The sequence below is a fragment of the Pseudemcibacter aquimaris genome, from assembly GCF_028869115.1.
In the GTDB taxonomy this organism is placed as follows: Bacteria; Pseudomonadota; Alphaproteobacteria; order Sphingomonadales; family Emcibacteraceae; genus Pseudemcibacter; species Pseudemcibacter aquimaris.
The window spans coordinates 903,397-925,156 of the sequence record NZ_CP079800.1 but is presented as its reverse complement, the minus strand read 5'-3'; the positions used below and the strand labels follow the sequence as shown (position 1 = coordinate 925,156).

Below are 21,760 nucleotides of genomic sequence, written 5' to 3'. Positions count from 1 at the left end.
TCCCAGTTTTGGCAGATTTGCTGCAGTTTCAGATTGGGCCGAAACTGCTCCAGTTTGGGAGCGCATAAGACCATTTTTCCCGGGTGGGAAAATTGGTTTTTGTGGGTATTTTGGAGCTGGTTTGTCATGCCTGATCCTCCTCGTCATAAATCCACATGCGAGGGTTCTCGACAGGAAGGACGGCGGCTGTCTGGCGGCATTTGTAATGGGTTGGATAGACCGCTTGCAGCTTGGCAGAGACTTCGCCTGTGTGCGGATCGACCATCTCTTCACCAGTGCCAAGATGCATATCTTCAACGCACAAAAAGCCGTATTTGGTGCGAGAGGGACTGCTCAGACCGTAATTGTCTGCATCCTTGAAAAACTTGACGTAGCCCTTGGTGGAGAGCACATCCAAGCGACCACGAATGGTGTCTTTGCCGCCAAGCCCGGCGCGGTTTTCAAACGCCTGACAAAACTGGTTCATCGTGTAGACACGACCAGCGCGGGATTCTGCGTAGATGATTTCAAGGATGACGTCACGCTTGCGACGGCGCTCCGCATCAAGCTTCTGGCCATAGTCGCGATTGACCAGACGATCCGAGCTGTATTCCATCTCTTGCCACGCACCATCAACCTTATCGATCACCTTGGAGCGCAAGCGTGGCCCGTTTCGCAGTTCAAAAATCAGTTGACGATAGGACTGGTTTTCATCTGGCTGGAACATGATCAGCCCGGTGGTGTAATAGCCTCGTAAGCTGCTCGCACCGGAGAGTGCCTGAAACGGATCTTCTTCCAGCTGTTTCTTTTGGATTTTGCGTGTGTGGTGGGCAAGGATGATTCCGGCATCGGGATTAACGGCATCACGCAAGGCATCGAGCCGTTGCTGCAAAAAAAACAGCATGGCGGCGTTATCATTTTCACCTGCATCACCGTCGCCGCCGTCAAACACATTACGCAGCGGATCAACGACGATAATATCAACGCCCAGATCGCTAAAATGGCTTCGAATGGCCTCACAGGTGGCAGCCACACCATGCTCATTGAGCAGCATCTTGAATTGCGGTGTGACAACCAGATTTTTGCGGACCAGCGGCAGCAGGTTTTTATCAAACGCCATGTTTTGCAGGCGCTCGCGCAAATAGTGATAGCCAATCTCTGCCTGCAGATAAAATATCCGCAAAGGGCGTGGTGGCTTCATGCCAAGGAAAGGAACGCCTGCCGCCATATGGGCCAGCAACGAGAGCAGAAAATCACTCTTGCCGACCTTGGGCGCACCACCAAAGACCATCAGCCCACCCGGCGTTAATACACGCGGCAGGATTAAATCTTCCGGCATGGGCGATGTGTCATCCAGAAAATGCCCAACCGTGAAGGCAGGCACAGCAGTGACAGCGGCTTTTTCAGTTTTGATGCATTCAGCAATAAAAGCGCGTAAGTCCAAGCCCTCAGACACAGCATCAGCTGCATCCCATTTTTCGGGCTTGTCGCTTGGCACATCCAAAATTGTGAGTGAGGCAGTAATACCTTGCGAACCGAGATATGTACTGACAGCCTCGGCATAAGCGCGGCCAGCTTCATCATGATCCGGCCAGATCAGCAGGTGTTTATCTTTGAGGGGTGACCAGTCTGTTTTTTCGGGCGGGGCTTTTGCGCCATTCATCGCGGTTGTGGCTGTGATGCCATGAGCCATCAAAGCTTCGGCGGCTTTTTCACCTTCGACCAGAACCACATGCTGGTTTTCCTTGAGACCCGGCTGATTAAAGAGCGGTCTTGGGGTGGGAGCGCGATGTTTTTTTGCCAGCACATCCCATGGCCTGAATTCCTTGCCGTCAGCTGTGTCATAGCGATAAACGCAGGCGATTAGTTTGCCATCGCCATCCAGATAGTCCCATTTGGCCGTGTGTGGGCCAAGCTCATCCTCGGGGATATGTTTTGCAGGTTTGACTGGAGCAGCAGGTATCGGCGCAGGTAAAGCCAGTCCAAGCCATTCACTGGCTGAGCTGACCACCTGTGGGAATTGATGTTTGGTATCCAGATTGTGACACGCTGCCCACAGATCAAAGATGTCGCCACCTTCGCCCGTGGCAAAATCATGCCACATGCCAGCCTTGCCGCTATTCAGCTCAATCTTGAGGCTATCACCCTTATTGCCTTGAATATCACCGATCTCATACACGCCGCGCTTGATGCGGCCTGCGGGCAACAAATAAGACAAGACTTGATCCAGCCGCCCGATCAGCTGCTGACGTATATCGTCTGTGGGAATCGTAGCGTCTTTAAACTCAGGATATTGGCCTGGTGCATCGTTGAAGTCGGACCAGTTTGCTGTCATGCAGACACCTCCCCAACGAGTTGGTCCCAACAACGGTTGCGGTAGGCACAGAAACGACATTCAAAATGTTCAGGATCAGCGGTATGGCGCGGCAGTAACTCACCAGAATCGGCTGCTTTTAAGATGGTAACCGCACGATCACTGACCTTTTGAGCAAGGCTCGCATCAAAAGGAACAAGCTCAAAATGCAGCTCTGCCGTATCTTTATTAATGGCTGTAAATAGCGCCGGGTTTTTGCTAATGCCCGGCACACTGCCTTCCATATAGGCTTGGTAGGTGGCCATCTGCGCTGCATAGACAGGTTTTGATTTGGCAACGCCGCGCTTAACGGTGTCTTTCCATGACTTGGCATTGAGCGACTTACACTCCCAAAGCATCGGGAATGTGAGGCCCAGCGCCTCGGGTGCGCCATTAATAATGCCGTCAACATGTCCACGGATGCGGCCATCGGCGACCGAGAACCCGAATTGATAGCCATTCGGTTTCTCAGTGAAGAGCTCAAACCCGGCAAGACGTAGCCAGCGAATGGCCAGATCTTCAAACACATGTCCTGCGGCAAATATCCGTAAGGTCTGGCCGGAAAAACCTTCGTCTTTGGGCGTGTTGGTATATTCGTATTGTAATTTACGGCTACAGTTTTCCCCGAGGCGGGAAGCCCCCAGATAATCGCGTTCTGGCTGGGCTTTATGTTCCGCGCACAGTGCCTGATCAATCAATTCAGACACACGCTCTGTAAAACTGGGCCTGTGATTAAAATCAAGCATCTAAAACGGAATCTCCTCCGAGCCTTTGGAAAGCTCGTCCATGTAAGCGGTCACAACGACTTCGATCAGCGTTAGGACCTGCTCACGGGTTAAATCTTGGAAGGCTTTGCCAGTACCAATCTCGGCGACATATTCGCCAAGAGGGCGCAGAGCCTTATTCATGCAATCACGTTCAAAATCGGTGGGATCAATCATGCGGCGATCCTCCCGTTTTCAATGACCTGACGGATGGCCGTGTTGTTAAACCGCATGGTCATCAGCGCGGATGCCTTGTAACGGGTCAGGCTGTAATCATTGCGATATTCAGGAGGGAGATGACGCAGCTGTTTTTCGGTAGCAGGCTGGTGCAACCAGTTCTTGGTTTTGTGAGCAGCGCTCTCGGTTTCAAACAGGTTGATCCAGTCATCGGCAGCAGCGAAGCACACAATGCGCTCACCCGCAGCCAAGAGCTTAACCGCATGGTTTTTGCGGCCACCAACGGCGTACCATTCGCCGTCACGGTAAAAGACACCGCCCCAAGCTTCAAAGCCGGTTGCAATGAAATACTGATCATCGCCGCGTAAATCGCACCAAAGGAAGCTGGAGCGTTTGAGGATGTCGATCTCCGTCATGTGGAAATCGGCGGTCTGTGTGGTATCAGCCTCGGGCTGGCCTTCCCAGATATAGCCACATAACGGACATTCCTTACTGGCGAGCGGCACATCAGCGCCGCATTCCGGGCAGTCTTTATAGGGCGCATCACCTTCAATAAACTGATCATCCAGCTGGACTTCTTGTTCCAGCGAGCCATGCATCAGTGTCGATGTGCCAAAGTCGAGCACAACACAGTCTTTTTTGATGATGCCGGGAAACTCAGCCGGGTCGACCGTTCGCAAACCACGACCGATCATCTGGATCATGGTGGATTTGTAAGAGCTAGGGCGCAGCAAAACGATGCAGGATGTTGGCGGGTGGTCCCAGCCTTCAGTCAGTACCGCGACATTCACAATGACTTGCAGATCGCCTTTGCCGTAAGCTGCCAAGGTATCAGAGCGATCTGTTTCGCTCATATCACCCCAGATCATGCCTGTGGCAATGCCAGCGCTGATAAAGCTGGCCATAACATCCCGCGCATGCTCAACGGTCGAGCAGAATACGACGGTTTGACGGTCTCCGGCTTTTTCTTTCCAGTGCTGAACCACCGCATCATTGATCGGGCGCGTGTTCATGATGTCGGCAACCGCGCTCATATCATAATCAAGGGCGGTTTTACGGACTTTACTCAGCTCTTCCTGAACGCCGACATTCATGACAAAGGTGCGTGGCGGCACAAGGTGACCGGAAGCGATCAGCTCTTTGACCGTGATCTGGTCCGACACGTTGGAGAAGATCGGGCGCAGACCTTTTTTATCACCACGGTTAGGCGTGGCGGTCATGCCCAGCAGCTTCATGTTTGGATTGATGTTTTGAGCGTGTTCAATCACCCGCATGTAGCTGTCGGCCCGGGCGTGATGGGCTTCATCAATCACCAATGCATCCAGCGACGGCAATGAGCGCAGATTGCTCTCCCGCGAGAGGGTTTGCACCATGGCAAAGGCCACTTGGCCATCCCAGCTTTTCTCATTCGCATTAAAAATACTGGTGGAAATGGATGGGTTTACGCGCTTGAACTTGCCTTCATTTTGAAAGGTCAGCTCATCACGGTGAGCAAGCACGCAGGCACGCTCAATATCGCGGTCAAACATGCGTCCCAGCACTGCTGATAGCATGATCGTCTTGCCTGCACCTGTTGGTGCGACCGCTAGCGTGTTGCCGTGGGTGTAAAGCGCATCAACAGTCTTGGAGACGAGCTCCTTTTGTCTTGGTCTGAGTAACATGCCGCCCCCTTATCATTGCGCCCATGACGGCAGGTTGCTTCTCGAGCCCGCAGATGCGGGCTGATCACTATTGGGCTGAGGCGCAGAAGCTGCTCCGGATACAGCGCCCATGATAGAGGCGTATTCCTTGTTGTCCGGTGTAATAGCCAATTTGATGACGTTCTTGTCGTCACCGTTCTGGTCTTTCTCAATATCAATCCGGGCGGCAAACTCGACACCATCCAGATCACCAAGGCCGTTGATACGGCGGGCATTCTGGGCAGCTGGCGTATTATCCTTGTTGGACACGCCGCGAGAGGAGTTCAAAATCCCTTTGATGAAGGCGCGACCAATATTGGCCCAGTCCGGACCTTTGGCGCTGTACAGTCCAATTAGGCTCCAGATTTTGCGGCGAGCATATTTGCCTTCCAGCACCACAAACTCGCAGTTCAAATAGACCGCACTTGTGGTATTACTGCGCGTGGCCCAGCCACCCGTCCAGCCTTGTGATGCATCATCATGACCGCCGGGCTTAATGGTCATACGGACCTTAGCCAGCGTTCCTTTTGGGATGACATCAAATCCGCTTTGATCATCTGCACTATTAAAATCGTTCCAACTCATTCTTGGCCTCCTTGTGTTTCGTTGTTGTGTTGGGAATCAGGGGTGCTGCTGGCAGGCGCGTCTTGTTCAATTGAGAACGTGAGGCGTTCGGCAACAGGCTTGGCTTTGCCCGCAATTTTCTGCATGAGGCGGCCAAGATGGGGTTCTTCCATTAGATCAAGACGACCGGAACGATCCTTGGCCGGATATCCGGCATCATTGATGGTGTGGCAGATAAAGGCGCGGAATGACTTGCCTTCGGGGCTTGTCATCTCGGTCATAGTGATGACCTGATCGACAATACCGGGAAGCTCTAACGCAGTTTTGCTGCCTTCAATTTGTGGCTGGAAGAAACGGCGATTAAAGTCATCGATCTTTTCGTCCAAGATGCCGACAAACCAGATATTCTTGCCGCGTGTGTGTTGGAGATGTGTAAGCCACGCGATCATTTCCTGACCATGCAGGCCGTAAGCACCTCGCGTATCAGGCTTGCCTGTTTTGTCAGAAAATGCCTGTGGCTGTCCCTTGCACCAGTTGAAACACAAGCGTCCGGCAACGGTGATACTGTCGATGAAGATCGTGTCGTATTTATCTAGCGCACTATTATTTGGATTATTGGCATCACCATACTTGGCCGTGACGGCATCATAATGGGCTTGGCTGTATGGCTGCTCATCACGCAAGGCCGGGTTTGGGCCGCCAATAAAGGCTGCAATATCACGGCAGTCCTGCCATGTGCGCAGACGGATGGTATCGCCTTGCCAACCTTCGATGGCCAGATCACCAGCCTCAAGATCAAAGAACAGCGTCTTTTCTGCAGGAAGCGTCCAGAGCAGTGATGTTTTGCCGATACCGCTTTTACCGAAGATGCATCCTTTAATGCCCTTGGTTTCTTTCAAGCGTTCATCGGCTGAGATGATAGGAAGGCTCATTGGGCACCTCCTTTGCGGGAGAGTGCATCCACAATATTTTCAGCGCCTAATGCGCCTTTGGAACGTGCTTCCGTATAAAGCTCACGGATGGCAGACAAGCGCTTGTAAATGGCGCTTTGTTCTTTATCCAAAGCCTGTGCGGCAAAGGCCAGATCATCCAGCGTTGCCTCATGGATAGGTTTGGTGGTGTCTTCAGGAATAGCACCAAGTTCTGGAATTTGAATAAATGCCGGAACATGTTTGGCGTAGTAGCTGTCTTTAATCAGCTTTTGTAACGATAGCTTAAACATAAAACCTCCTTGATTTCGTGGGTTAAAAATTGCTCTTTGGTCATGTCGTTTCGGCTGCCGGGTTCTGACGCCGCCCAAAGAGCAAAGCGGTCGCGGTATTTCCTTGTGGGGTCTTGTATTTCCGCGAGAACCCGGCATGTTTTCTTGCCTTCAAAGAGTTACTTACCGAGAGGGCTCAAAAACTGTCGGCGGCTCAGTGCAGATATTCCGCAAAGCCACGCTCCTTCAGCGATCCGCGAAGTTCGGACAGCGTCCCGTAGAGGGTCGAGCGTGGGGTTTTGGTTTTGCGTGAGATTTCACTGATGCTGAGCGTCCGCAGATCAACCAGCAGCAACACCAGATGCGGCGGCATCTGCTGAACGGCCTGTTCAAGGTCAATTTGTAGGTCGCGGCTGGTCAGGTCTTCGGTTGCGGGATCAGGCAAGGCGTTGTCTTCGCCGTCCTTATCCTCTAGCCATGCATCAAGTGAAAAATCACTGATGCCGGACCCACGCTTTTGGGCGCGGGCGGCCTCAATCAGGCTGGCGCATTTGTGGTTGAGGATGCGATCAGCAAAGGTCGACCATTTTGCTTTTTCAGGATCATAAGCCTGCTTGCGGGATAGATAATCCAGCATCAGCTCTTGCTCTAGGTCCTCGACTTCTACGCCATGAATGGCGGAGTGCCGCATCAGGCTGCGTGCGTGATAACGGACTTGGTTTACGACATAAGGATGGATTCCTTCATAGTTGTTTTTGCTCATGGTTTTCGTCTCCAGTTGCGGTTAGCCGCCACGCGGGCGGGTCAACTGGGACTGGCGAAAACTCACTGGAGGCCCGGTGAGACGGGCTATTCAAAGCGCTGCAAAAAACAAAAAAAGCCCCGACAGGCGGGGCTTTGGTGGGTGCGAATTTTTTTGAAAAAAATTTCAGAGTGTTCGGTGAAATTTCACCGAAGGGAGATTAGGCAAATCCAAAATGCTTTAATTGCTCATCCCAAATATCGGGAAATGGGGTTTGCATATCCTGCAGACTTAACTGGCGTGGTTGCGTACCATCCAAGATGGCTTTTTTAATCTGGGGGGCGAGTTGATTGAGGCGCAGTATCCGCGACATATAAGAGGAATTGATTTTGCGCTGGCGCGACATGTCATCGATGGATTTATAGCGCCCGGTATCAATCAGGTTCTGCCAGTAATAGGCTTTGGCCAAGGCTCTAACGAGCGTCTCGTCGGGTTTCGAATCTTCCTGCGGTGCAGTCATATGAGCACCTTCAGGAAATAAAATCAGTTTTTTGCCGCCGTAGCGTTTGATTTTTATCGGCACCCGAACCGAGATCACATTGCCTTCCATCATTTTTATGCGTGCATCCATGCTTGCTCCTCCAATTGTTTGGTTGAAATTCCTTGGAGGCGCTTTTCTTGTTCGTCCAATTCTCGTGCAAGGCTGAGCATGCCATCTGCCCGGATACGGACATCGACATATTCATAATTGACGATGACTTTCTCAATCATCAGCTCAAGAATACGTTGCTGCTCTGCCGGAAAAAGCTCCTTCCAGATCGGTACAATATTGCCAAGCGCGTCCCGGACTTCCGTTTCAGTCACGCTTTCATCTTCTTTGTATGCCTCGCGCCATGTCTCAACGATCATTTCAGGTGATGCAAAAACGGCTTGTAGCTGCGCCAGGATCAAAGCTTCCATCTCACTGGCACTGACATTACGAACTTTGCAATCAGGGTTGATACCTTTGCGATAGTGCTCGCAGGTGTAATAGCGATAAAGCCTGCCGCCTTTTTTACGGGTATGGCTTGGCACCAGAGAGCATTCACATTCACCGCATTTCAAAAGCCCCATCAAAATGGCCTTGGTTTTCTTGCGTGTGATTGCGCCTCGGTTGATGGTGTTTTCTTTCATGATGGCGCGGACTTTATTCCACGTATCCATGTCAATGATGGCCGGATGGCGGCCCTCGTAGATTTGGTCCTTATGTTTGATTTTTCCGATATAGATGGGGTTTTGCAGAATCTTATAGAGGCCACCTTTATCTAGTGCCTTGCCACCAATGACGCGTCCGTTTTTAGTCGTACGCTTCTTGCTTAAAACCCCCATGCGCGGCAACATCTTTGCCATCTCTGTGGGCGACTTGGTCATCAAAAACAGATCAAATATTTTGCGGATGCCCTCAGCCTCATCAGGCTCGATCACAAGCTCACGGTTTTTCACCACATAGCCCATGGGCGTGACACCACCCATCCACATGCCTTTGCGTTTGGAGGCTGCCAATTTATCGCGGATGCGTTCGCCAATTACTTCACGCTCAAACTGGGCAAAGCTGAGTAGAATATTCAGCGTTAGACGACCCATTGATGTGGTGGTGTTGAATTGCTGGGTAACAGAGACAAAGGACACTTTGTGCTCATCGAACAGATCGATCAGTTTGGCAAAATCAGCCAAGGAGCGCGACAAGCGGTCAACCTTGTACACAACAACCGTATCAATCAGGCCGCTTTTGATATCGTCCATCAGACGCTTTAAGGCCGGGCGATCCATATTGCCGCCTGTAAAGCCGCCATCATCATATTCATCAGGAAGCTGGAACCAGCCTTCATGTTTTTGTGAGGCAATATAGGATTCACAAGCCTCGCGCTGAGCATCAAGGCTGTTGAATTCCATGTCCAAGCCTTCTTCAGTAGATTTGCGCGTATAAATCGCGCAGCGTTTTTTCGGTGTGGTTGTGCTCAATGTTTGCCTCCTTGTGCTTTGTTGTTTAATCCGAAGAAGGCAGGTCCTGACCAGCTGCTGCCCGTTATAGCCAGCGCAACTTTCGACAGGCTTTTGTATAAACAGCCTGCATATTCGTAGCCTTCTTCTAAAATGGTGACCTGATATTCGATGCCCTTATATTCCCGGACGAGTTTGGTGCCGGGGATGGGCCGCTGATATTGTGTTTTACGCTTCGATTTTGCTTTCTTGCCCGATCCGAATAAATCATTGGCCTGCTGTTCGATCCGGTTCTCAATCTGCGGATCAACGCCATATGCAAGCTCCTGCAGGCGATAAGCCAGTCTGCGGACAATGTGGCTTTTATGGCCGCCGGGTGGTTCGTCCTGATACACATCCCGCCATAATGCTTTCAGGTCTGATAGCGGCATGTTTGGGAGTGCGGCCACACGCGCCAGAAGTGTTTTATCCATCTGTTTCTCCTTGGTTTTTTGGTTCTTCGTCATGGGCATGAACGCTTGGAAAAACCCTGAAGTCCAATGAATTAGAGGGATTTGTTGGCTCGAACTGACGGTTTAGACGGATCTTGCGGCGCAGGATGCCAAGCGCCAGCAAACGCGCCACTTCGGTGCGGCGATCTCGCTCATTTATTAGGTTTGGGGAAAGTGAAGACATGGGCGAACCTCCTTGAGAATTATTGCGTCGTTCAAGGAGTTACTTACTGAAATGACCTGAAAACTGTCGGTTCAGTCAATGCTGTGCATTGAATCAAATTAGGCTTGTGAAAATCGTAAGCCTAATTTATATTAGGTCATTAGCCAAAATTGAAAGGATGCTATGGAGCAACTGACAAACGCACAGAATACGCTATTACAGGCCATTGAACGCCTGAAACGTGCCATGGGGATGTCGCCCACGGTACAAGAGCTTGCTGTGGAATTGGGTGTGAAAGCGCCCAGTGTGTTTGAAGGGCTCAAGCGTCTGGAAGATAAAGGCTATATTCGCAGGCAAGCGCGAAAAGCGCGGTCTATCGAAATTCTCCACGCACAAACACCGGATAAGACCAACCTAACGGCTGTTCCTGTTTTAGGGATGGTTGCGGCTGGCCAACCGATTCTCGCCCTTGAAAACAAGATTGGTCAGGTCATGGTGCCGAATAATGTTCTGCGCGGGAAGTGCTTTGCGCTCAAAGTGCAAGGTGACAGCATGATCGATGCTGATATTTTCGAGGGCGATTACGTTGTTGTGCGCCAGCAACCGATTGCTGAAAACAGCGATATTGTGGTGGCCATGGTCGGCGAAGAGGCCACTGTAAAGCGGCTGAGCATTGAAGGGGAGCATATTGAACTGCGCCCTGAAAATCAGAAACTAAAACCCATCATCATAGGACAACAAGATGAACTTAAAATAATTGGGAAGGTCTTACATGTATGCTCGGGTGTTGACACCGAGGCCCTCCTAGACGAACCCCCAAGGAGGATAACCACATGAGCACCTATAATTTACGACGTTTTGCCCAACCTGATGTTTTGAAAAACATCCAGCAAGATAATCTGATCACTTTTCTTAAGCGTTATGAAAGCTACCTGACCGGGCGCGGGTTCAGCTTTGAGTTAGATGAAGATAGCGAGCTGGATTTCGAGTGCTTAAGCCGAGTGCTGCTGGAACCCACAGACGATATCGATATTAATTTTGTGGAGGCGTTATTTTTTATTCAGGAAATGTCCGATGATGATCATTTTGAACAGCTTCATGGGCTTGCAGAAGAAAATAAAATTGAAACGCAAGATGACGTTTCTCCGGCTGATCTCGCTCTAACGCTATGGCTGCATGATCCTGAGCTTTTAAAGCGCCCACATGCCGAAGTGCTGTTGCTAAAACCAAAGTCATTCATGTACTTCATGTCAGACAAGAAAGCGCCAGATGAATTCGGTGTTCCGAAGCAAGAAGTTCTTACCGCTCTTGAGAAGGAGATGGATGTTTGGTTCTCTAAAAATAAGCGTGGGACTGGCTGCCGCATTTTGGCAGTGAGCGCCGATGATGAAGATAAGATATATTTCTTGGTTCATCATGGAATGCCTTTTAAACGCGAAGGCAAGATTGAAGACGGAAAATCAAAGACAATTTTCTATCGTCCAGAATTTCATGATGTGCTGATATATGATCGTCCAAACAATGAGCTAGCAATATTCAATAAATCAAGCGCCAAGAAAGAGCGCAGCATGTATTTGGATTTGTTCAGCCAGCATCTGTTCGGTCAGGCTGAATATTTTCCGGGCGCTGAAAAATATACATTGCAGCCACTCATCGATAATGGCGTTGATGCTTTGGCCTGTGCTGATATTGATGGGCTGGAAGATATTAAATTAGTCGAAATCCAACACCAGTTTCTGGGGCCTTATAATGACAAACAGACGTTACGCTCAAATGATGTGTTTGCGTCCTTAGCTTCAAGAGATCGTGAATTTCCAAATTTTGGCAGACTGGTTTCGGCCAGCTTTTCGGTGAAGTTTGAAAACGCCAAACGTCCACGCATGGTCAAGGTACGAACACCGAATGTGGCCAATTTTGACCGTAAGGAAGATTCTCACCTGATTGAAACATGGTTGCGGAAACGTGGCTTTGTGAATGAACAGAAAGAGGAAGAAGACAGCACACAACCCGTAACGCATCAGGAGAGCCATGACGCCGTATCAATCGCCGCCATGGCGTAAACTGACAAAGCTTTCTGGTGGCAAGGGTGTAAAAGCTGAATGGCAAAACTTTCCGGCAGAATTTCTTGCAATAACGAATGAGCAAGCATCCGCCATTCCCTGTAATGGCCGAGCCGGATGCTACATGAATGTCGTGCGGCATGGGCCAAACGATATTGTCGGCATCTGTACGTCAGATGCCAAGCAGTGCGACCGCCGCACAATTGAAAAATCAGAACTGGCACTGTATCGCGTTGATCATAAAAAGCTGGCGACCAAAATTGCTGAGGCCATTGGTTTCACCGAGCAACACGAAAAAATCACAGGACATACAGCCCTTTGGAAATTTGGTGTACTGAATCCGCAAGCTGAGCATAGTTTTCCTGTGTATTGCTTTTTGGGCCAGACATCCTCGCAGCTGGATAAAATCGTCAATCAGCTTTGTATGGGCGAGCAGACGTTTCTGTTGATTGCCGCCACCAGCAGTCTTATCAGCACTGCCAGCTCTGATGCGAGCAGCAGGCATAAATCCAAACTCATCGGTATAGATGATGTGCTTGCCGTTGATGGCGTAGGCAAGGTCACGGCAAAAGGCAGCGCTCAAACCATCGTCTCTAATTGGCTGGAAACAGTGTTGCCAAAATCAGCGAAGCCGGGATCGGAGTATCAATTCCCGACACCAGCAGGCGCAACGTGGGAGCAGTTTGTGTTCGAATTTACCGCAACAGAGATGTTGTTGGTTTCGTGCGGGCAGATTCAAGAACGGCTGGAACCTGAACATCTGAAGATGAAGAACCAGAATTCCGGCAAGCCAACGCTGCAGTGGACTTTGTTACGTTCTCTCGCCACAACAGGCGGAAGCATCTCATGGCAAGATCAGGACGCTACTGATCGCGTCAAAAAACAAAAGCAGGAATTGGCAAACAAGCTCAAGCAAACCTTTGGCCTTTCGGAAGACCCGGTGCCTTGGAATGAGGGCGAGAAAGCATACAAAGCAAGGTTCGTTATCAAAGCCGCCGATAACGTTTTAAGACAAATGGTAGGATAAAAGATGAACCCCCAAGATATTGAAAACTACATTTTAGAAAATTTTACAGACGTAAACCCGCTGGATAGCTGGGGCGAAAAAAGCTTCTTCCTAAATCCGGGGCATCAATTAAAACGCGGAACCTATTTTGCTACGTTGAAAGAAAAAGACGGTGACAATGATAAAGCGTCGTATTTGGATCGTAAGGGCATTTTCAGGCTGAATATGGGTGTAAGCAAAGATGTTTATTTGTCATTGTTCAACACGCTGCCAAAACGACCAGCAAAGGGTTGTTTCATAGATGGTTGCTACGATTTCCAAAGAACAGACATCGTATTACCACATCCTGTTTATGGCTGGATGGGATGGGTTTGTATTTTGAATCCAAGTATTGAAACTTTTGAAACATGCAAACAATTATTGGATAATGCCTACGATAAGGCAGTGAAAACAACGATGAAGAAGTTAAATTCTCAGAAAAAATGAAAGGTGGAAAATAAATGGGAAAAATAGATTTCAAAAAAGAATTAAAACATCTCTACAAACCTTCCGCAAAGATTGTTGAAATTGTTGATGTGCCTTCTCTGAATTATTTGATGATCGATGGGCAAGGCGATCCCAATACGGCGCAATCCTTTCAGGACGCGATCAATGCTTTGTATCCGCTTTCTTATGCCTTGAAATTTATGGTCAAAAAGGGAGGTATTGGTATCGATTACGGCGTCCTGCCGCTGGAAGGGCTGTGGTGGGCCGATGATATGGAGACGTTCAGCGTAGAGGACAAGGCAGGTTGGAAATGGACGCTAATGATTATGCAGCCGGACTTCATCACTGAAGATATGGTTGAGCAAGTAACGCGGCAGGTCAAAGCCAAAAAGAATCCTGTTTCCTTACCCTTGGTGCGTTTTGAATCTCTGGAGGAAGGAAAGGCGGCGCAAATCATGCATATCGGCCCGTTTTCCGAAGAAGGGCCAACGGTTGAAAACCTACACGTATTTATCGAAGAAAGCGGTTACCAAAGGCGCGGAAAGCACCATGAAATCTATTTAAGCGATGTTCGCAGGGCTGCGCCAGAGCGATGGAAAACAATCATTCGCCAGCCGGTAGCGTAATAAGGCTATGTATACGTTCACAATGCGCCACAAGATTTTCCTTTGACTGCACAGCCGCTTTCAGTGGATTTTCAATGGGTGGTTTCAGGAAATTGGCGGTAAAAGCATACAGCGTCAAATCCAATATCGTAGGTTTGTCTGTATCAAAAATATATGTTTTGTTACCAAGAAAATCCGAAAGCGCCTGTATATCTTTTTGTCCAATCCGATAGATTTCGTCATGGTCGTGCAATCCTATGCCATGCGCTTTCGCCTTGTTCCATATTTTCTTTTACTGGGATTTTTGCACGAAACCTTTTAATAACGCCGGAACATCTCCAAAAAAGGTCTCTTTAATGACATTCCAGCCAGGCGCATCTTTCCATCGTGAGTAAATCAAAACCCAGTAGAGGTTTTCTTCCAGCAAGCGCCGAAATGCAAGAGATATTGCTTTTTGCTCTGCTGAAAGCGACGCATCAGGATCATATGCCCCACTATCAACCAAGTGGTTTATAATCAGACCTGAATCCCCCATAAGCTGACCGCCGCCAAGATCCACAAAAGGAAATTTTCCTTTAGGCGCTTTCTTAAACATCGAAATATCAAACGGAGGTGCGTCATAGGCAAGGTCAGCCAGTTTTAGATAGCTTTCCAGTTTTAAGCAAAAGGGACTTGGGTCATCAATGCCCCACTGGGGGCCAAATTTGTAAAGTGTAAGTGTCATTTCTCTATCCCGCGCCTCCTACTGGTGAGCAGATCTCAACCAAGTATCCATCCTTATCTGATACATAAGAAGTGGTTTGCCCCCACGGCTCTTCTCTAACATCCTGAATAACGGTTGCGCCAGCATTTTTTGCTTTTTCAAGAGCTGCAGACACATCATTCGTTTCAAACGCAATTTCAAAAACAGGAGATTTTACATCAGGTATTCCTGGAGATTTACCAAGTTCTGTCATGAGGCGACGAGAAGAAAAAGAGAGCGTTGTAGTACCTGTTTTTAATTCTCCATAGTCTCCAGATTCATGAATCATTCCGCGCTCAAGACCAAAGGCTTTTTCATAGAATTCTATGCTCTGTGTAACATTCTTAACGTATAAAATGGTGTATTTCAGCTGCATCTTTTCTCCTTTATAACCAGTGAAAAGACTACTGGATAAGAGTGCATTTGTCCATGACAAAGAGAGCGGTTATAACAATGACAGGCATAGACTGCTGCGAACTGGTCAATTGCCAAGCCCTTGATTTCCCATGACTAAAAGCTCCGTACTTCGCTTTTCCAAGTACGGTGTTTTTCAGGAAAGGGGCATATATAGGAGGAAAATTAGAGAAAAACGGGGTGTTTTTATAGAGAGGAAGTCAATTGCAAATAGCGAAAAAGCCCGCAAATGCTGGGCTTTTGAGGCTATGCCATCTCAGGCATATGAAAGTTCGTTTGTAGTTAATGGCGGAGAGGAAGGGATTCGAACCCTCGGTACCCGTGAGGGCACAACTCCTTAGCAGGGAGCCCCATTCGACCGCTCTGGCACCTCTCCGCCGCCGTTTTTAGTGAAGCACGGCCCTCTTGTCAAAACATTTCTGAAAAAAAGTGCACCATAAAAAAAAGAAGGCATGGAAATCAATTCCATGCCTAAATTTTAGTTAGAACAAATTATTATTTGGACGGTAGATCCTCTTAACTCAACTCTTTACTTCACCCAAAAAAACTAAAAACTTAGTGTGTTACCATCCATTCACGCGCTTTTCTTTGCGCTTCAGAAATTTCCATATGTGACATACCATCTGCCACTTCTGCACGGTCGATTTGTGCGCTGATCATGCCGCGCATCGCTGCCAGATTAAACCATTTATGTGCTTCTATATTATCCTGCTCAACCCCATGACCGATTGAATATAGTAACCCAAGATCATAATATGCTTCCGCCGTGCCTTTTTCGGCGGCTGCCATCCGGTTTTTGATATAATCTTTGTCTACCTGTCCCATTACATTTGCTCCTTAATCTCGTGTTTGCTTATTTGCTGCAATTTGCTGCGTTGGTTCGCAACTTATGGTTAATAAAATAGATTTGTAACTATAAAAAAATAGTTAACAAGAAAATTAATTTTCTAACGTATTGTTTTAAAAAGAAAAATAGCATTAACCACTAAAGGTTAACAAATGCGAAAAAGGTTAATTTTTACCAATTTGGGGATATTTCCCGCCTGATTCTTAATTAATAAAAGAATCATTTTCGCTATAAAAATAAGAAATGAGTAACCATATTTATTAAGTGTATTTATTTTACACCTTAAAACCAAAAAAGCCAGCGAAATCGGTTTCGCTGGCTCTTAAGTACAGTCTTAGTAATTTTTAACCATCTAGCTTAGGACGAAGCAATTGATTAACCACTTGTGGGTTTGCTTTACCTTGGGTCTTTTTCATCACCTGGCCGACGAAGAAACCGAATAGTTTATCTTTACCACCACGATATTCTTCCACCTTGTCAGCATTAGCCGCAAGAATTTCATCAATCATCGTTTCGATCTCACCTGTATCGGACATTTGCTTAAGGCCTTTGTCCTCTACGATCTTTTCTGGGCTATCCCCTGTTTCGATCATAATCTCGAAAACATCACGAGCGATACGACCGGAAATAGTGCCTTCCACCTGAAGACCAAGAAGCTCTGCTGCATGCTCAATCGACACTGGATTTTCACCAATAGATTTTCCAAGCTTTTTAAGTGCACCAAATAGGTCAGAAGTCACCCAGTTAGATACAAGCTTACCAAGTTCAGAAACCGGCTTGCCAGTTTTTTCTACGGTCGCTGCAAGAAGCGTTTCAAAATAATCCGCGTTCTCTTTTTCTGCTGTCAAAACATCCGCATTATACGGCGTAATATGAAGATCCGCGATGAAACGTTTTTTCTTTGCGTCTGCAAGTTCCGGCATATCTTCTGCTAGCTTGTCCACGAATTCCTGAGTAAATTCAAGTGGCAGAAGATCTGGATCAGGGAAGTAACGATAATCATGTGCTTCTTCTTTAGAGCGCATCGGACGTGTTGTACCCGTGGCCACTTCGAAAAGACGTGTTTCCTGATCAACTGTACCACCATCTTCGATAAGATCGATTTGACGGCGAATTTCGCTTTCAACCACCTGCATCACATAACGGATGGAGTTCACGTTTTTAGTTTCTGTACGTGTACCGAACTCTTCGCCTGGGCGACGGACAGATACGTTTACGTCCGCACGCATGGAACCTTGTTCCATATTCCCGTCACATGTACCCGCATAACGAACAATCGAACGAATTTTCTTGAAGTATGCTGCTGCCTCTTCCGGTGTGCGCATGTCCGGCTTGGAAACAATTTCCATAAGCGCTACGCCAGAACGGTTAAGGTCAACATATGTCATCGTTGGATGCTGATCATGCATTGATTTACCAGCATCCTGTTCAAGATGAAGTCGTTCAACACCGATTTCTTTTGTGCTCCCGTCTTCAAGGTCGATTGCCACATGCCCCTCACCCACAATCGGATCAAGATACTGTGAAATCTGATAACCTTGTGGAAGGTCAGCATAGAAATAGTTCTTACGATCAAAAATACTGCGTAGGTTGATTTTACAACCCATGGCAAGACCTGTACGGATTGCCTGACGCACGCATTCTTCGTTAATTACCGGAAGCATTCCCGGCTGTGCTGAACAAACAAAGCTTACTTGTGAATTTGGCTCTGCGCCATAGGCCGTCGCCGCACCAGAGAATAGTTTTGCTTCAGAAATAACCTGTGCATGGATTTCAAGGCCAATTACGGCTTCCCAATCACCTGTGGCACCTGGAAATAATTTTGTCATTATACGTCTCCCCACCACTTGGTTGGTTTATGGGTAAAGCTTGCGGCGCCTTCCATTACATTTGCAACATTTAGAAGTTGTTCTTCACCGAATGCTTGTCCGATTAATTGTAACCCTAACGGCAATCCATCATTGCTTAGTCCTGCTGGAACGGAAATACCCGGTAGACCAGCAAGGGATGCTGGAACAGTGAATACGTCATTCAAATACATGGAAAGCGGGTCAGAAACCTTTTCACCAAGGTTAAATGCCGCACTTGGCGCCGTTGGTGTTAAAATCACATCGCATTTTTCATACGCAGCTTTAAAATCATTCGCGATCAATGTACGAACGCGCTGTGCTTTAAGATAATATGCATCATAATAACCTGCTGAAAGCACATATGTACCGATCAGGATACGACGTTTCACTTCGTCACCAAAACCAGCAGCACGAGTTTTCTTATACATGTCATCAAGGCTATCGCCCTTTACACGAAGGCCGTATTTAACACCGTCATAACGTGCAAGGTTTGATGAACATTCGGCTGGTGCAACGATATAATAAGTCGGCAACGCATATTTTGTATGCGGTAAGCTGATGTCTACGATTTCTGCACCAGCATCTTTTAACCATTCAACACCTTGTTGCCATAGTTTTTCAATTTCTTCCGGCATGCCATCAACGCGGTACTCTTTTGGAATACCGACTTTAAGACCGCGTATATCGCCTGTTAAGGCTGCTTCATAATTCGGAACAGCAATATTTGTTGACGTAGAATCTTTTGGATCATATCCAGCCATGCTTTCCATCATGATCGCCGCATCACGAACCGTCTTGGTAAGCGGTCCTGCCTGATCAAGTGATGATGCAAATGCAATCATACCAAAACGTGAACAACGTCCATATGTTGGCTTAAGTCCAACAAGACCGGTAAATGATGCTGGCTGGCGAATTGATCCACCTGTATCAGTACCTGTTGTCGCAATCGCGATATCTGCTGCCACCGCAGCAGAGGAACCACCCGATGAACCACCAGGCACCGTATCTTTATCGCTGCCAGTCGCACGCCACGGATTTTTCACCGGACCGTAATAACTGTTTTCATTGGATGAACCCATGGCAAATTCGTCCATATTGGTCTTACCAAGCATAACGGCGCCATCGTTCCAAAGATTACCGGAAACTGTACTTTCATATTCAGGTTTAAAACCATCAAGAATATGGCTACATGTTTGGCTGTGAACACCTTTTGTGCAGTATAGGTCCTTCATTCCTATCGGAATACCGGTCATGCCCTTGGCATTACCAGCTTTGATCATTTCGTCAGCGGATGATGCCATTTCCATGGCTTTGTCGGCTGTTACCTCAACATAACAGTTAAGCTCTTTTGCATCTTCCATTGCAGCAAGATGTGCTTCCGTAATTTCAACCGATGTAATATCGCCTTTATGAAGGGCATCACGCGCTTCGGAAAGGGTCATTTTTGTAAGTTCAGTCATATTCCCCTCTCCTATTCGATTACTTTAGGCACAGCGAAGAAACCATGCTCTGATTCCGGTGCGTTTTTAAGAACCTGATCACGGTAACCGCCATCTGTAACTTTGTCTTCGCGACGTGGTAGTGATGCTTCAACAACACTGGTCATTGCTTCTACACCATCCGTATTAACTTCACCAAGCTGTTCCACCCAATCAAGGATGTTATTCAGCTCTCCTACGGTTGATTCCAGCTCTGTATCTGAAACCTCAATCCGTGCCAGATTTGCGATTTTCGCAACTGTATCTTTATCGACTGACATTATGGTCTGTCCTTTTCATTTTTTAATAGAGATTTAACTGCGGGAAATTAGCACCAGACAGGCATATTCGCAAGGCTTTAGTGAAGCAAACAAATCATTGTTTGCACTTTTCAGAATTAAACAGGAATTAATCCGGATTCTCCTAGTATTTCGACATAGGACCGTAATTTTAACAGAATAAAAAAAGGACGCCGCATTAAATCGACGTCCTCGTTTTTCTATTGCATCAAGTTTAATAACCGCGAAATATCTTCGCCTTGTCCTGTTTTAAATTGGACCCTGACGAAACCATCATCATTTTCGATCACAGATGCGACTAACTCTTCATTCCAACCTTCTGGCATAAAGGATATATTATCCATCTCTTTGACTGGCGCTTTTGAATGGATAGCTGCACCACCGCGGCTAACATTTGCGATACCGCTTTCAAAAACCCCGCCTTGGAAATGAACCGTACAATCCATCTTTGGTTTTGGCTTCAAACGTTCTTCTGTACGTCTGTTGAATGCTTCATAACCACGTAAGTTACTCATGATTGTAACCACTTTTGCAGAAAGCTGTTGTGTTGCTTCTGATACACCGACGGCTTCACTGGCAACTTCTTTCACAATTTCAGAACTTTTCTGCGTTTTATTTACAACATCAAGTGTGCTTGTTGATGATGTTCTTGTGGATTCTGCAGCCTCAAGCACGCTTTGGCTAATTTCTTTGGTTGCGGTTAACTGTTCCTGTGTCGCATCAGCAACAGATTTTGAAATATCACCACTTTCACGAATAGCATCACCAATGCTTTCCACGGCCTGCGTTGCATTATTCGCCATTTCCTGAATTGTTGTGATTTGCAAATCAACACGGTCTGTCGCTTCAGCGGTTTGATTGGCCAGATTTTTAACTTCTGTCGCGACCACGGCAAAACCTTTACCTGCTTCGCCTGCTCTTGCTGCTTCGATCGTGGCGTTCAACGCCAATAGATTTGTACGTGAGGCAATATCCTTAATCATGTTGGAAATTTCACCAATTTCAATGGCTGCAGATGCCAGGTCCTGTACAATCGCCGTTGTGCTTTCAAGTTCAATTTCTGCTTTTTCAGATGATTCCCTTGATGATGTAACCTGTCTAAAGATTTCCTGTGCTGTTACTGACATTTCTTCTGATGCAGCGGCACAGGTTTCTACATTGTTCGTTGCATTTGTTGATAAATCCGCCACATGGTTTGCTTGCTCGGCAACTTCCTCGAGGTTTACGGCCATATCTTCTGATTCTGAACGCATTCTTTCACTGATTTCTAAAACATAATCGATGGATGTTTTAACCTCTTTTTCAAGGTTATCAGCAATACCAATCAGTTCATCTTTTCTGCTTACATCGTTTTTGAACATACGCTCTCTTGCGTTATTGATGATGACTGACCCTTGTCCAAAATCACCAAGCATCCCCGTTCTGATAAATTTTCTGTAATATTTACCTTCTGCGGCGTGTTCAAGCGTCGCACCTGTTTCACGGACATAGGCATCAGTCAGGTCAAGAAATCTATTTAAATTTGCAAGCGTTCCAGATAACTCACCCATCTGTTCCCAATGGACAATTCTTGCATTCAAATCACCTTGAGCAAGGCTGCTTGCGACATTGGTAACTAAATCAAATGCCGCTTTATATAATTCATTTTCTTTACGTAATTCTTCTAGTTCAGAATTCTTGGAATTATCCTGAATATCAACAGGTTCTTTTATTTTTTTTAGCGCTCCAAACATTAATATCTCCATTGTTCGGTTACATTTAATTCAAAACAACTGCATCTCCCCTCAATGACCAACTGCCATAAGAGGTTAAACACAAAAATAATTTCTACCCTGATATTGATAAGCGTTTAACAAATGGAAAAACCTGACCTGATTATT

At 47.3% G+C, this 21,760-nt stretch carries 25 protein-coding genes and 1 tRNA gene; 5 read left to right on the top strand and 21 right to left on the bottom strand.

What is annotated here, in order from left to right; translation table 11 throughout:
• Nucleotides 1-124 precede the first annotated feature (124 nt).
• From KW060_RS04495 to KW060_RS04440, 12 genes are all read right to left on the bottom strand, one after another.
• Entirely contained in the window at nt 125-2,314 is a 2,190-nt protein-coding gene (locus KW060_RS04495; RefSeq protein ID WP_249035177.1) for an AAA family ATPase, read from the bottom strand.
• Nucleotides 2,311-3,078, bottom strand: coding sequence for a PD-(D/E)XK nuclease family protein (locus KW060_RS04490; protein ID WP_249035176.1), 768 nt, complete (start codon nt 3,076-3,078; stop codon nt 2,311-2,313). Before KW060_RS04490 ends, KW060_RS04495 begins: the two co-directional genes overlap by 4 nt.
• The gene (locus KW060_RS04485) at nt 3,079-3,273 is read right to left on the bottom strand and encodes a DUF6511 domain-containing protein (RefSeq protein WP_249035175.1); all 195 of its coding nucleotides are present in this window, start codon (nt 3,271-3,273) and stop codon (nt 3,079-3,081) included. It lies immediately after the preceding gene.
• Nucleotides 3,270-4,934 carry a DEAD/DEAH box helicase gene (locus KW060_RS04480; protein ID WP_249035174.1) on the bottom strand — a complete coding sequence of 555 codons (1,665 nt, stop codon included), beginning with the start codon at nt 4,932-4,934 and terminating at the stop codon, nt 3,270-3,272. The genes KW060_RS04485 and KW060_RS04480 overlap by 4 nt, the downstream gene beginning before the upstream one ends.
• A 12-nt stretch (nt 4,935-4,946) precedes the next feature.
• The gene (locus tag KW060_RS04475) at nt 4,947-5,537 is read right to left on the bottom strand and encodes a hypothetical protein (protein WP_249035173.1); all 591 of its coding nucleotides are present in this window, start codon (nt 5,535-5,537) and stop codon (nt 4,947-4,949) included.
• Nucleotides 5,534-6,448, bottom strand: a complete 915-nt coding sequence (locus KW060_RS04470) for an ATP-binding protein (RefSeq protein WP_249035172.1) — start codon at nt 6,446-6,448, stop codon at nt 5,534-5,536. The genes KW060_RS04475 and KW060_RS04470 overlap by 4 nt, the downstream gene beginning before the upstream one ends.
• Nucleotides 6,445-6,738 (bottom strand): hypothetical protein, encoded by a 294-nt coding sequence (locus tag KW060_RS04465; RefSeq protein ID WP_249035171.1) that lies wholly within the window; start codon nt 6,736-6,738, stop codon nt 6,445-6,447. The genes KW060_RS04470 and KW060_RS04465 overlap by 4 nt, the downstream gene beginning before the upstream one ends.
• 193 nt (nt 6,739-6,931) lie before the next feature.
• Complete coding sequence (locus KW060_RS04460) at nt 6,932-7,480, bottom strand: sigma-70 family RNA polymerase sigma factor (protein WP_249035170.1); 549 nt, start codon at nt 7,478-7,480, stop codon at nt 6,932-6,934.
• A gap of 199 nt (nt 7,481-7,679) precedes the next feature.
• On the bottom strand, nt 7,680-8,090 hold the full coding sequence (locus KW060_RS04455) for a hypothetical protein (RefSeq protein ID WP_249035169.1): 411 nt from the start codon (nt 8,088-8,090) through the stop codon (nt 7,680-7,682).
• Entirely contained in the window at nt 8,075-9,460 is a 1,386-nt protein-coding gene (locus KW060_RS04450; protein ID WP_249035168.1) for a recombinase family protein, read from the bottom strand. Before KW060_RS04450 ends, KW060_RS04455 begins: the two co-directional genes overlap by 16 nt.
• Nucleotides 9,457-9,912, bottom strand: coding sequence for a DUF2924 domain-containing protein (locus KW060_RS04445; RefSeq protein ID WP_249035167.1), 456 nt, complete (start codon nt 9,910-9,912; stop codon nt 9,457-9,459). The genes KW060_RS04450 and KW060_RS04445 overlap by 4 nt, the downstream gene beginning before the upstream one ends.
• Nucleotides 9,905-10,114, bottom strand: coding sequence for a hypothetical protein (locus tag KW060_RS04440; RefSeq protein ID WP_249035166.1), 210 nt, complete (start codon nt 10,112-10,114; stop codon nt 9,905-9,907). The genes KW060_RS04445 and KW060_RS04440 overlap by 8 nt, the downstream gene beginning before the upstream one ends.
• Before the next feature lie 162 nt (nt 10,115-10,276).
• On the opposite strand from KW060_RS04440, the gene lexA reads away from it, so the two are divergent.
• Genes lexA through KW060_RS04415 form a run of 5 tightly spaced genes read left to right on the top strand, consistent with a single transcriptional unit; the run spans nt 10,277 to nt 14,271 of the window.
• The gene (gene lexA / locus KW060_RS04435; protein ID WP_249035165.1) at nt 10,277-10,930 is read left to right on the top strand and encodes a transcriptional repressor LexA; all 654 of its coding nucleotides are present in this window, start codon (nt 10,277-10,279) and stop codon (nt 10,928-10,930) included.
• A complete protein-coding gene (locus KW060_RS04430; protein ID WP_249035164.1) occupies nt 10,927-12,153 on the top strand; it encodes a hypothetical protein in 1,227 nt (408 codons plus the stop codon). The genes lexA and KW060_RS04430 overlap by 4 nt, the downstream gene beginning before the upstream one ends.
• Nucleotides 12,122-13,180: a hypothetical protein gene (locus tag KW060_RS04425; RefSeq protein WP_249035163.1), complete on the top strand. Its 1,059-nt coding sequence runs from the start codon at nt 12,122-12,124 to the stop codon at nt 13,178-13,180. The genes KW060_RS04430 and KW060_RS04425 overlap by 32 nt, the downstream gene beginning before the upstream one ends.
• Before the next feature lie 3 nt (nt 13,181-13,183).
• Entirely contained in the window at nt 13,184-13,645 is a 462-nt protein-coding gene (locus tag KW060_RS04420; protein WP_249035162.1) for a DUF6194 family protein, read from the top strand.
• A 14-nt stretch (nt 13,646-13,659) separates the two neighbouring features.
• Nucleotides 13,660-14,271, top strand: coding sequence for a GyrI-like domain-containing protein (locus KW060_RS04415; RefSeq protein WP_249035161.1), 612 nt, complete (start codon nt 13,660-13,662; stop codon nt 14,269-14,271).
• On the opposite strand, the gene KW060_RS15890 is transcribed toward KW060_RS04415, so the two are convergent.
• The 9 genes from KW060_RS15890 to KW060_RS04375 all read right to left on the bottom strand — a co-directional run bounded on the left by KW060_RS15890 (nt 14,249) and on the right by KW060_RS04375 (nt 21,613).
• The gene (locus KW060_RS15890; RefSeq protein WP_249035160.1) at nt 14,249-14,503 is read right to left on the bottom strand and encodes a glutathione S-transferase C-terminal domain-containing protein; all 255 of its coding nucleotides are present in this window, start codon (nt 14,501-14,503) and stop codon (nt 14,249-14,251) included. The genes KW060_RS04415 and KW060_RS15890 overlap by 23 nt on opposite strands.
• Nucleotides 14,504-14,542: 39 nt before the next feature.
• Entirely contained in the window at nt 14,543-14,974 is a 432-nt protein-coding gene (locus tag KW060_RS04410) for a Tom37 metaxin N-terminal-like domain-containing protein (protein ID WP_249035159.1), read from the bottom strand.
• Between the two features lie 4 nt (nt 14,975-14,978).
• The gene (locus tag KW060_RS04405) at nt 14,979-15,368 is read right to left on the bottom strand and encodes a VOC family protein (protein WP_249035158.1); all 390 of its coding nucleotides are present in this window, start codon (nt 15,366-15,368) and stop codon (nt 14,979-14,981) included.
• Nucleotides 15,369-15,692: 324 nt separating this feature from the next.
• A tRNA-Ser gene (locus tag KW060_RS04400) sits at nt 15,693-15,782 on the bottom strand.
• Between the two features lie 179 nt (nt 15,783-15,961).
• Nucleotides 15,962-16,231, bottom strand: coding sequence for an SEL1-like repeat protein (locus KW060_RS04395; RefSeq protein ID WP_249035157.1), 270 nt, complete (start codon nt 16,229-16,231; stop codon nt 15,962-15,964).
• A 366-nt stretch (nt 16,232-16,597) separates the two neighbouring features.
• Nucleotides 16,598-18,082, bottom strand: a complete 1,485-nt coding sequence (gene gatB, locus KW060_RS04390; protein WP_249035156.1) for an Asp-tRNA(Asn)/Glu-tRNA(Gln) amidotransferase subunit GatB — start codon at nt 18,080-18,082, stop codon at nt 16,598-16,600.
• On the bottom strand, nt 18,082-19,563 hold the full coding sequence (gatA, locus tag KW060_RS04385) for an Asp-tRNA(Asn)/Glu-tRNA(Gln) amidotransferase subunit GatA (protein ID WP_249035155.1): 1,482 nt from the start codon (nt 19,561-19,563) through the stop codon (nt 18,082-18,084). The genes gatB and gatA overlap by 1 nt, the downstream gene beginning before the upstream one ends.
• 11 nt (nt 19,564-19,574) lie before the next feature.
• Nucleotides 19,575-19,862, bottom strand: a complete 288-nt coding sequence (gatC, locus tag KW060_RS04380) for an Asp-tRNA(Asn)/Glu-tRNA(Gln) amidotransferase subunit GatC (protein WP_249035154.1) — start codon at nt 19,860-19,862, stop codon at nt 19,575-19,577.
• Nucleotides 19,863-20,080: 218 nt separating this feature from the next.
• The gene (locus KW060_RS04375; protein WP_249035153.1) at nt 20,081-21,613 is read right to left on the bottom strand and encodes a methyl-accepting chemotaxis protein; all 1,533 of its coding nucleotides are present in this window, start codon (nt 21,611-21,613) and stop codon (nt 20,081-20,083) included.
• Between the last annotated feature and the right edge of the window lie 147 nt (nt 21,614-21,760).

What these genes read in the sequence shown, in the direction of transcription:
- KW060_RS04495 (WP_249035177.1), bottom strand. Translation starts at nt 2,314, where the DNA reads ATGACAGCAAACTGGTCCGACTTCAACGATGCACCAGGCCAATATCCT.
- KW060_RS04490 (WP_249035176.1), bottom strand. Translation starts at nt 3,078, where the DNA reads ATGCTTGATTTTAATCACAGGCCCAGTTTTACAGAGCGTGTGTCTGAA.
- KW060_RS04485 (WP_249035175.1), bottom strand. Translation starts at nt 3,273, where the DNA reads ATGATTGATCCCACCGATTTTGAACGTGATTGCATGAATAAGGCTCTG.
- KW060_RS04480 (WP_249035174.1), bottom strand. Translation starts at nt 4,934, where the DNA reads ATGTTACTCAGACCAAGACAAAAGGAGCTCGTCTCCAAGACTGTTGAT.
- KW060_RS04475 (WP_249035173.1), bottom strand. Translation starts at nt 5,537, where the DNA reads ATGAGTTGGAACGATTTTAATAGTGCAGATGATCAAAGCGGATTTGAT.
- KW060_RS04470 (WP_249035172.1), bottom strand. Translation starts at nt 6,448, where the DNA reads ATGAGCCTTCCTATCATCTCAGCCGATGAACGCTTGAAAGAAACCAAG.
- KW060_RS04465 (WP_249035171.1), bottom strand. Translation starts at nt 6,738, where the DNA reads ATGTTTAAGCTATCGTTACAAAAGCTGATTAAAGACAGCTACTACGCC.
- KW060_RS04460 (WP_249035170.1), bottom strand. Translation starts at nt 7,480, where the DNA reads ATGAGCAAAAACAACTATGAAGGAATCCATCCTTATGTCGTAAACCAA.
- KW060_RS04455 (WP_249035169.1), bottom strand. Translation starts at nt 8,090, where the DNA reads ATGGATGCACGCATAAAAATGATGGAAGGCAATGTGATCTCGGTTCGG.
- KW060_RS04445 (WP_249035167.1), bottom strand. Translation starts at nt 9,912, where the DNA reads ATGGATAAAACACTTCTGGCGCGTGTGGCCGCACTCCCAAACATGCCG.
- KW060_RS04440 (WP_249035166.1), bottom strand. Translation starts at nt 10,114, where the DNA reads ATGTCTTCACTTTCCCCAAACCTAATAAATGAGCGAGATCGCCGCACC.
- lexA (WP_249035165.1), top strand. Translation starts at nt 10,277, where the DNA reads ATGGAGCAACTGACAAACGCACAGAATACGCTATTACAGGCCATTGAA.
- KW060_RS04430 (WP_249035164.1), top strand. Translation starts at nt 10,927, where the DNA reads ATGAGCACCTATAATTTACGACGTTTTGCCCAACCTGATGTTTTGAAA.
- KW060_RS04425 (WP_249035163.1), top strand. Translation starts at nt 12,122, where the DNA reads ATGACGCCGTATCAATCGCCGCCATGGCGTAAACTGACAAAGCTTTCT.
- KW060_RS04420 (WP_249035162.1), top strand. Translation starts at nt 13,184, where the DNA reads ATGAACCCCCAAGATATTGAAAACTACATTTTAGAAAATTTTACAGAC.
- KW060_RS04415 (WP_249035161.1), top strand. Translation starts at nt 13,660, where the DNA reads ATGGGAAAAATAGATTTCAAAAAAGAATTAAAACATCTCTACAAACCT.
- KW060_RS04410 (WP_249035159.1), bottom strand. Translation starts at nt 14,974, where the DNA reads ATGACACTTACACTTTACAAATTTGGCCCCCAGTGGGGCATTGATGAC.
- KW060_RS04405 (WP_249035158.1), bottom strand. Translation starts at nt 15,368, where the DNA reads ATGCAGCTGAAATACACCATTTTATACGTTAAGAATGTTACACAGAGC.
- KW060_RS04395 (WP_249035157.1), bottom strand. Translation starts at nt 16,231, where the DNA reads ATGGGACAGGTAGACAAAGATTATATCAAAAACCGGATGGCAGCCGCC.
- gatB (WP_249035156.1), bottom strand. Translation starts at nt 18,082, where the DNA reads ATGACAAAATTATTTCCAGGTGCCACAGGTGATTGGGAAGCCGTAATT.
- gatA (WP_249035155.1), bottom strand. Translation starts at nt 19,563, where the DNA reads ATGACTGAACTTACAAAAATGACCCTTTCCGAAGCGCGTGATGCCCTT.
- gatC (WP_249035154.1), bottom strand. Translation starts at nt 19,862, where the DNA reads ATGTCAGTCGATAAAGATACAGTTGCGAAAATCGCAAATCTGGCACGG.
- KW060_RS04375 (WP_249035153.1), bottom strand. Translation starts at nt 21,613, where the DNA reads ATGTTTGGAGCGCTAAAAAAAATAAAAGAACCTGTTGATATTCAGGAT.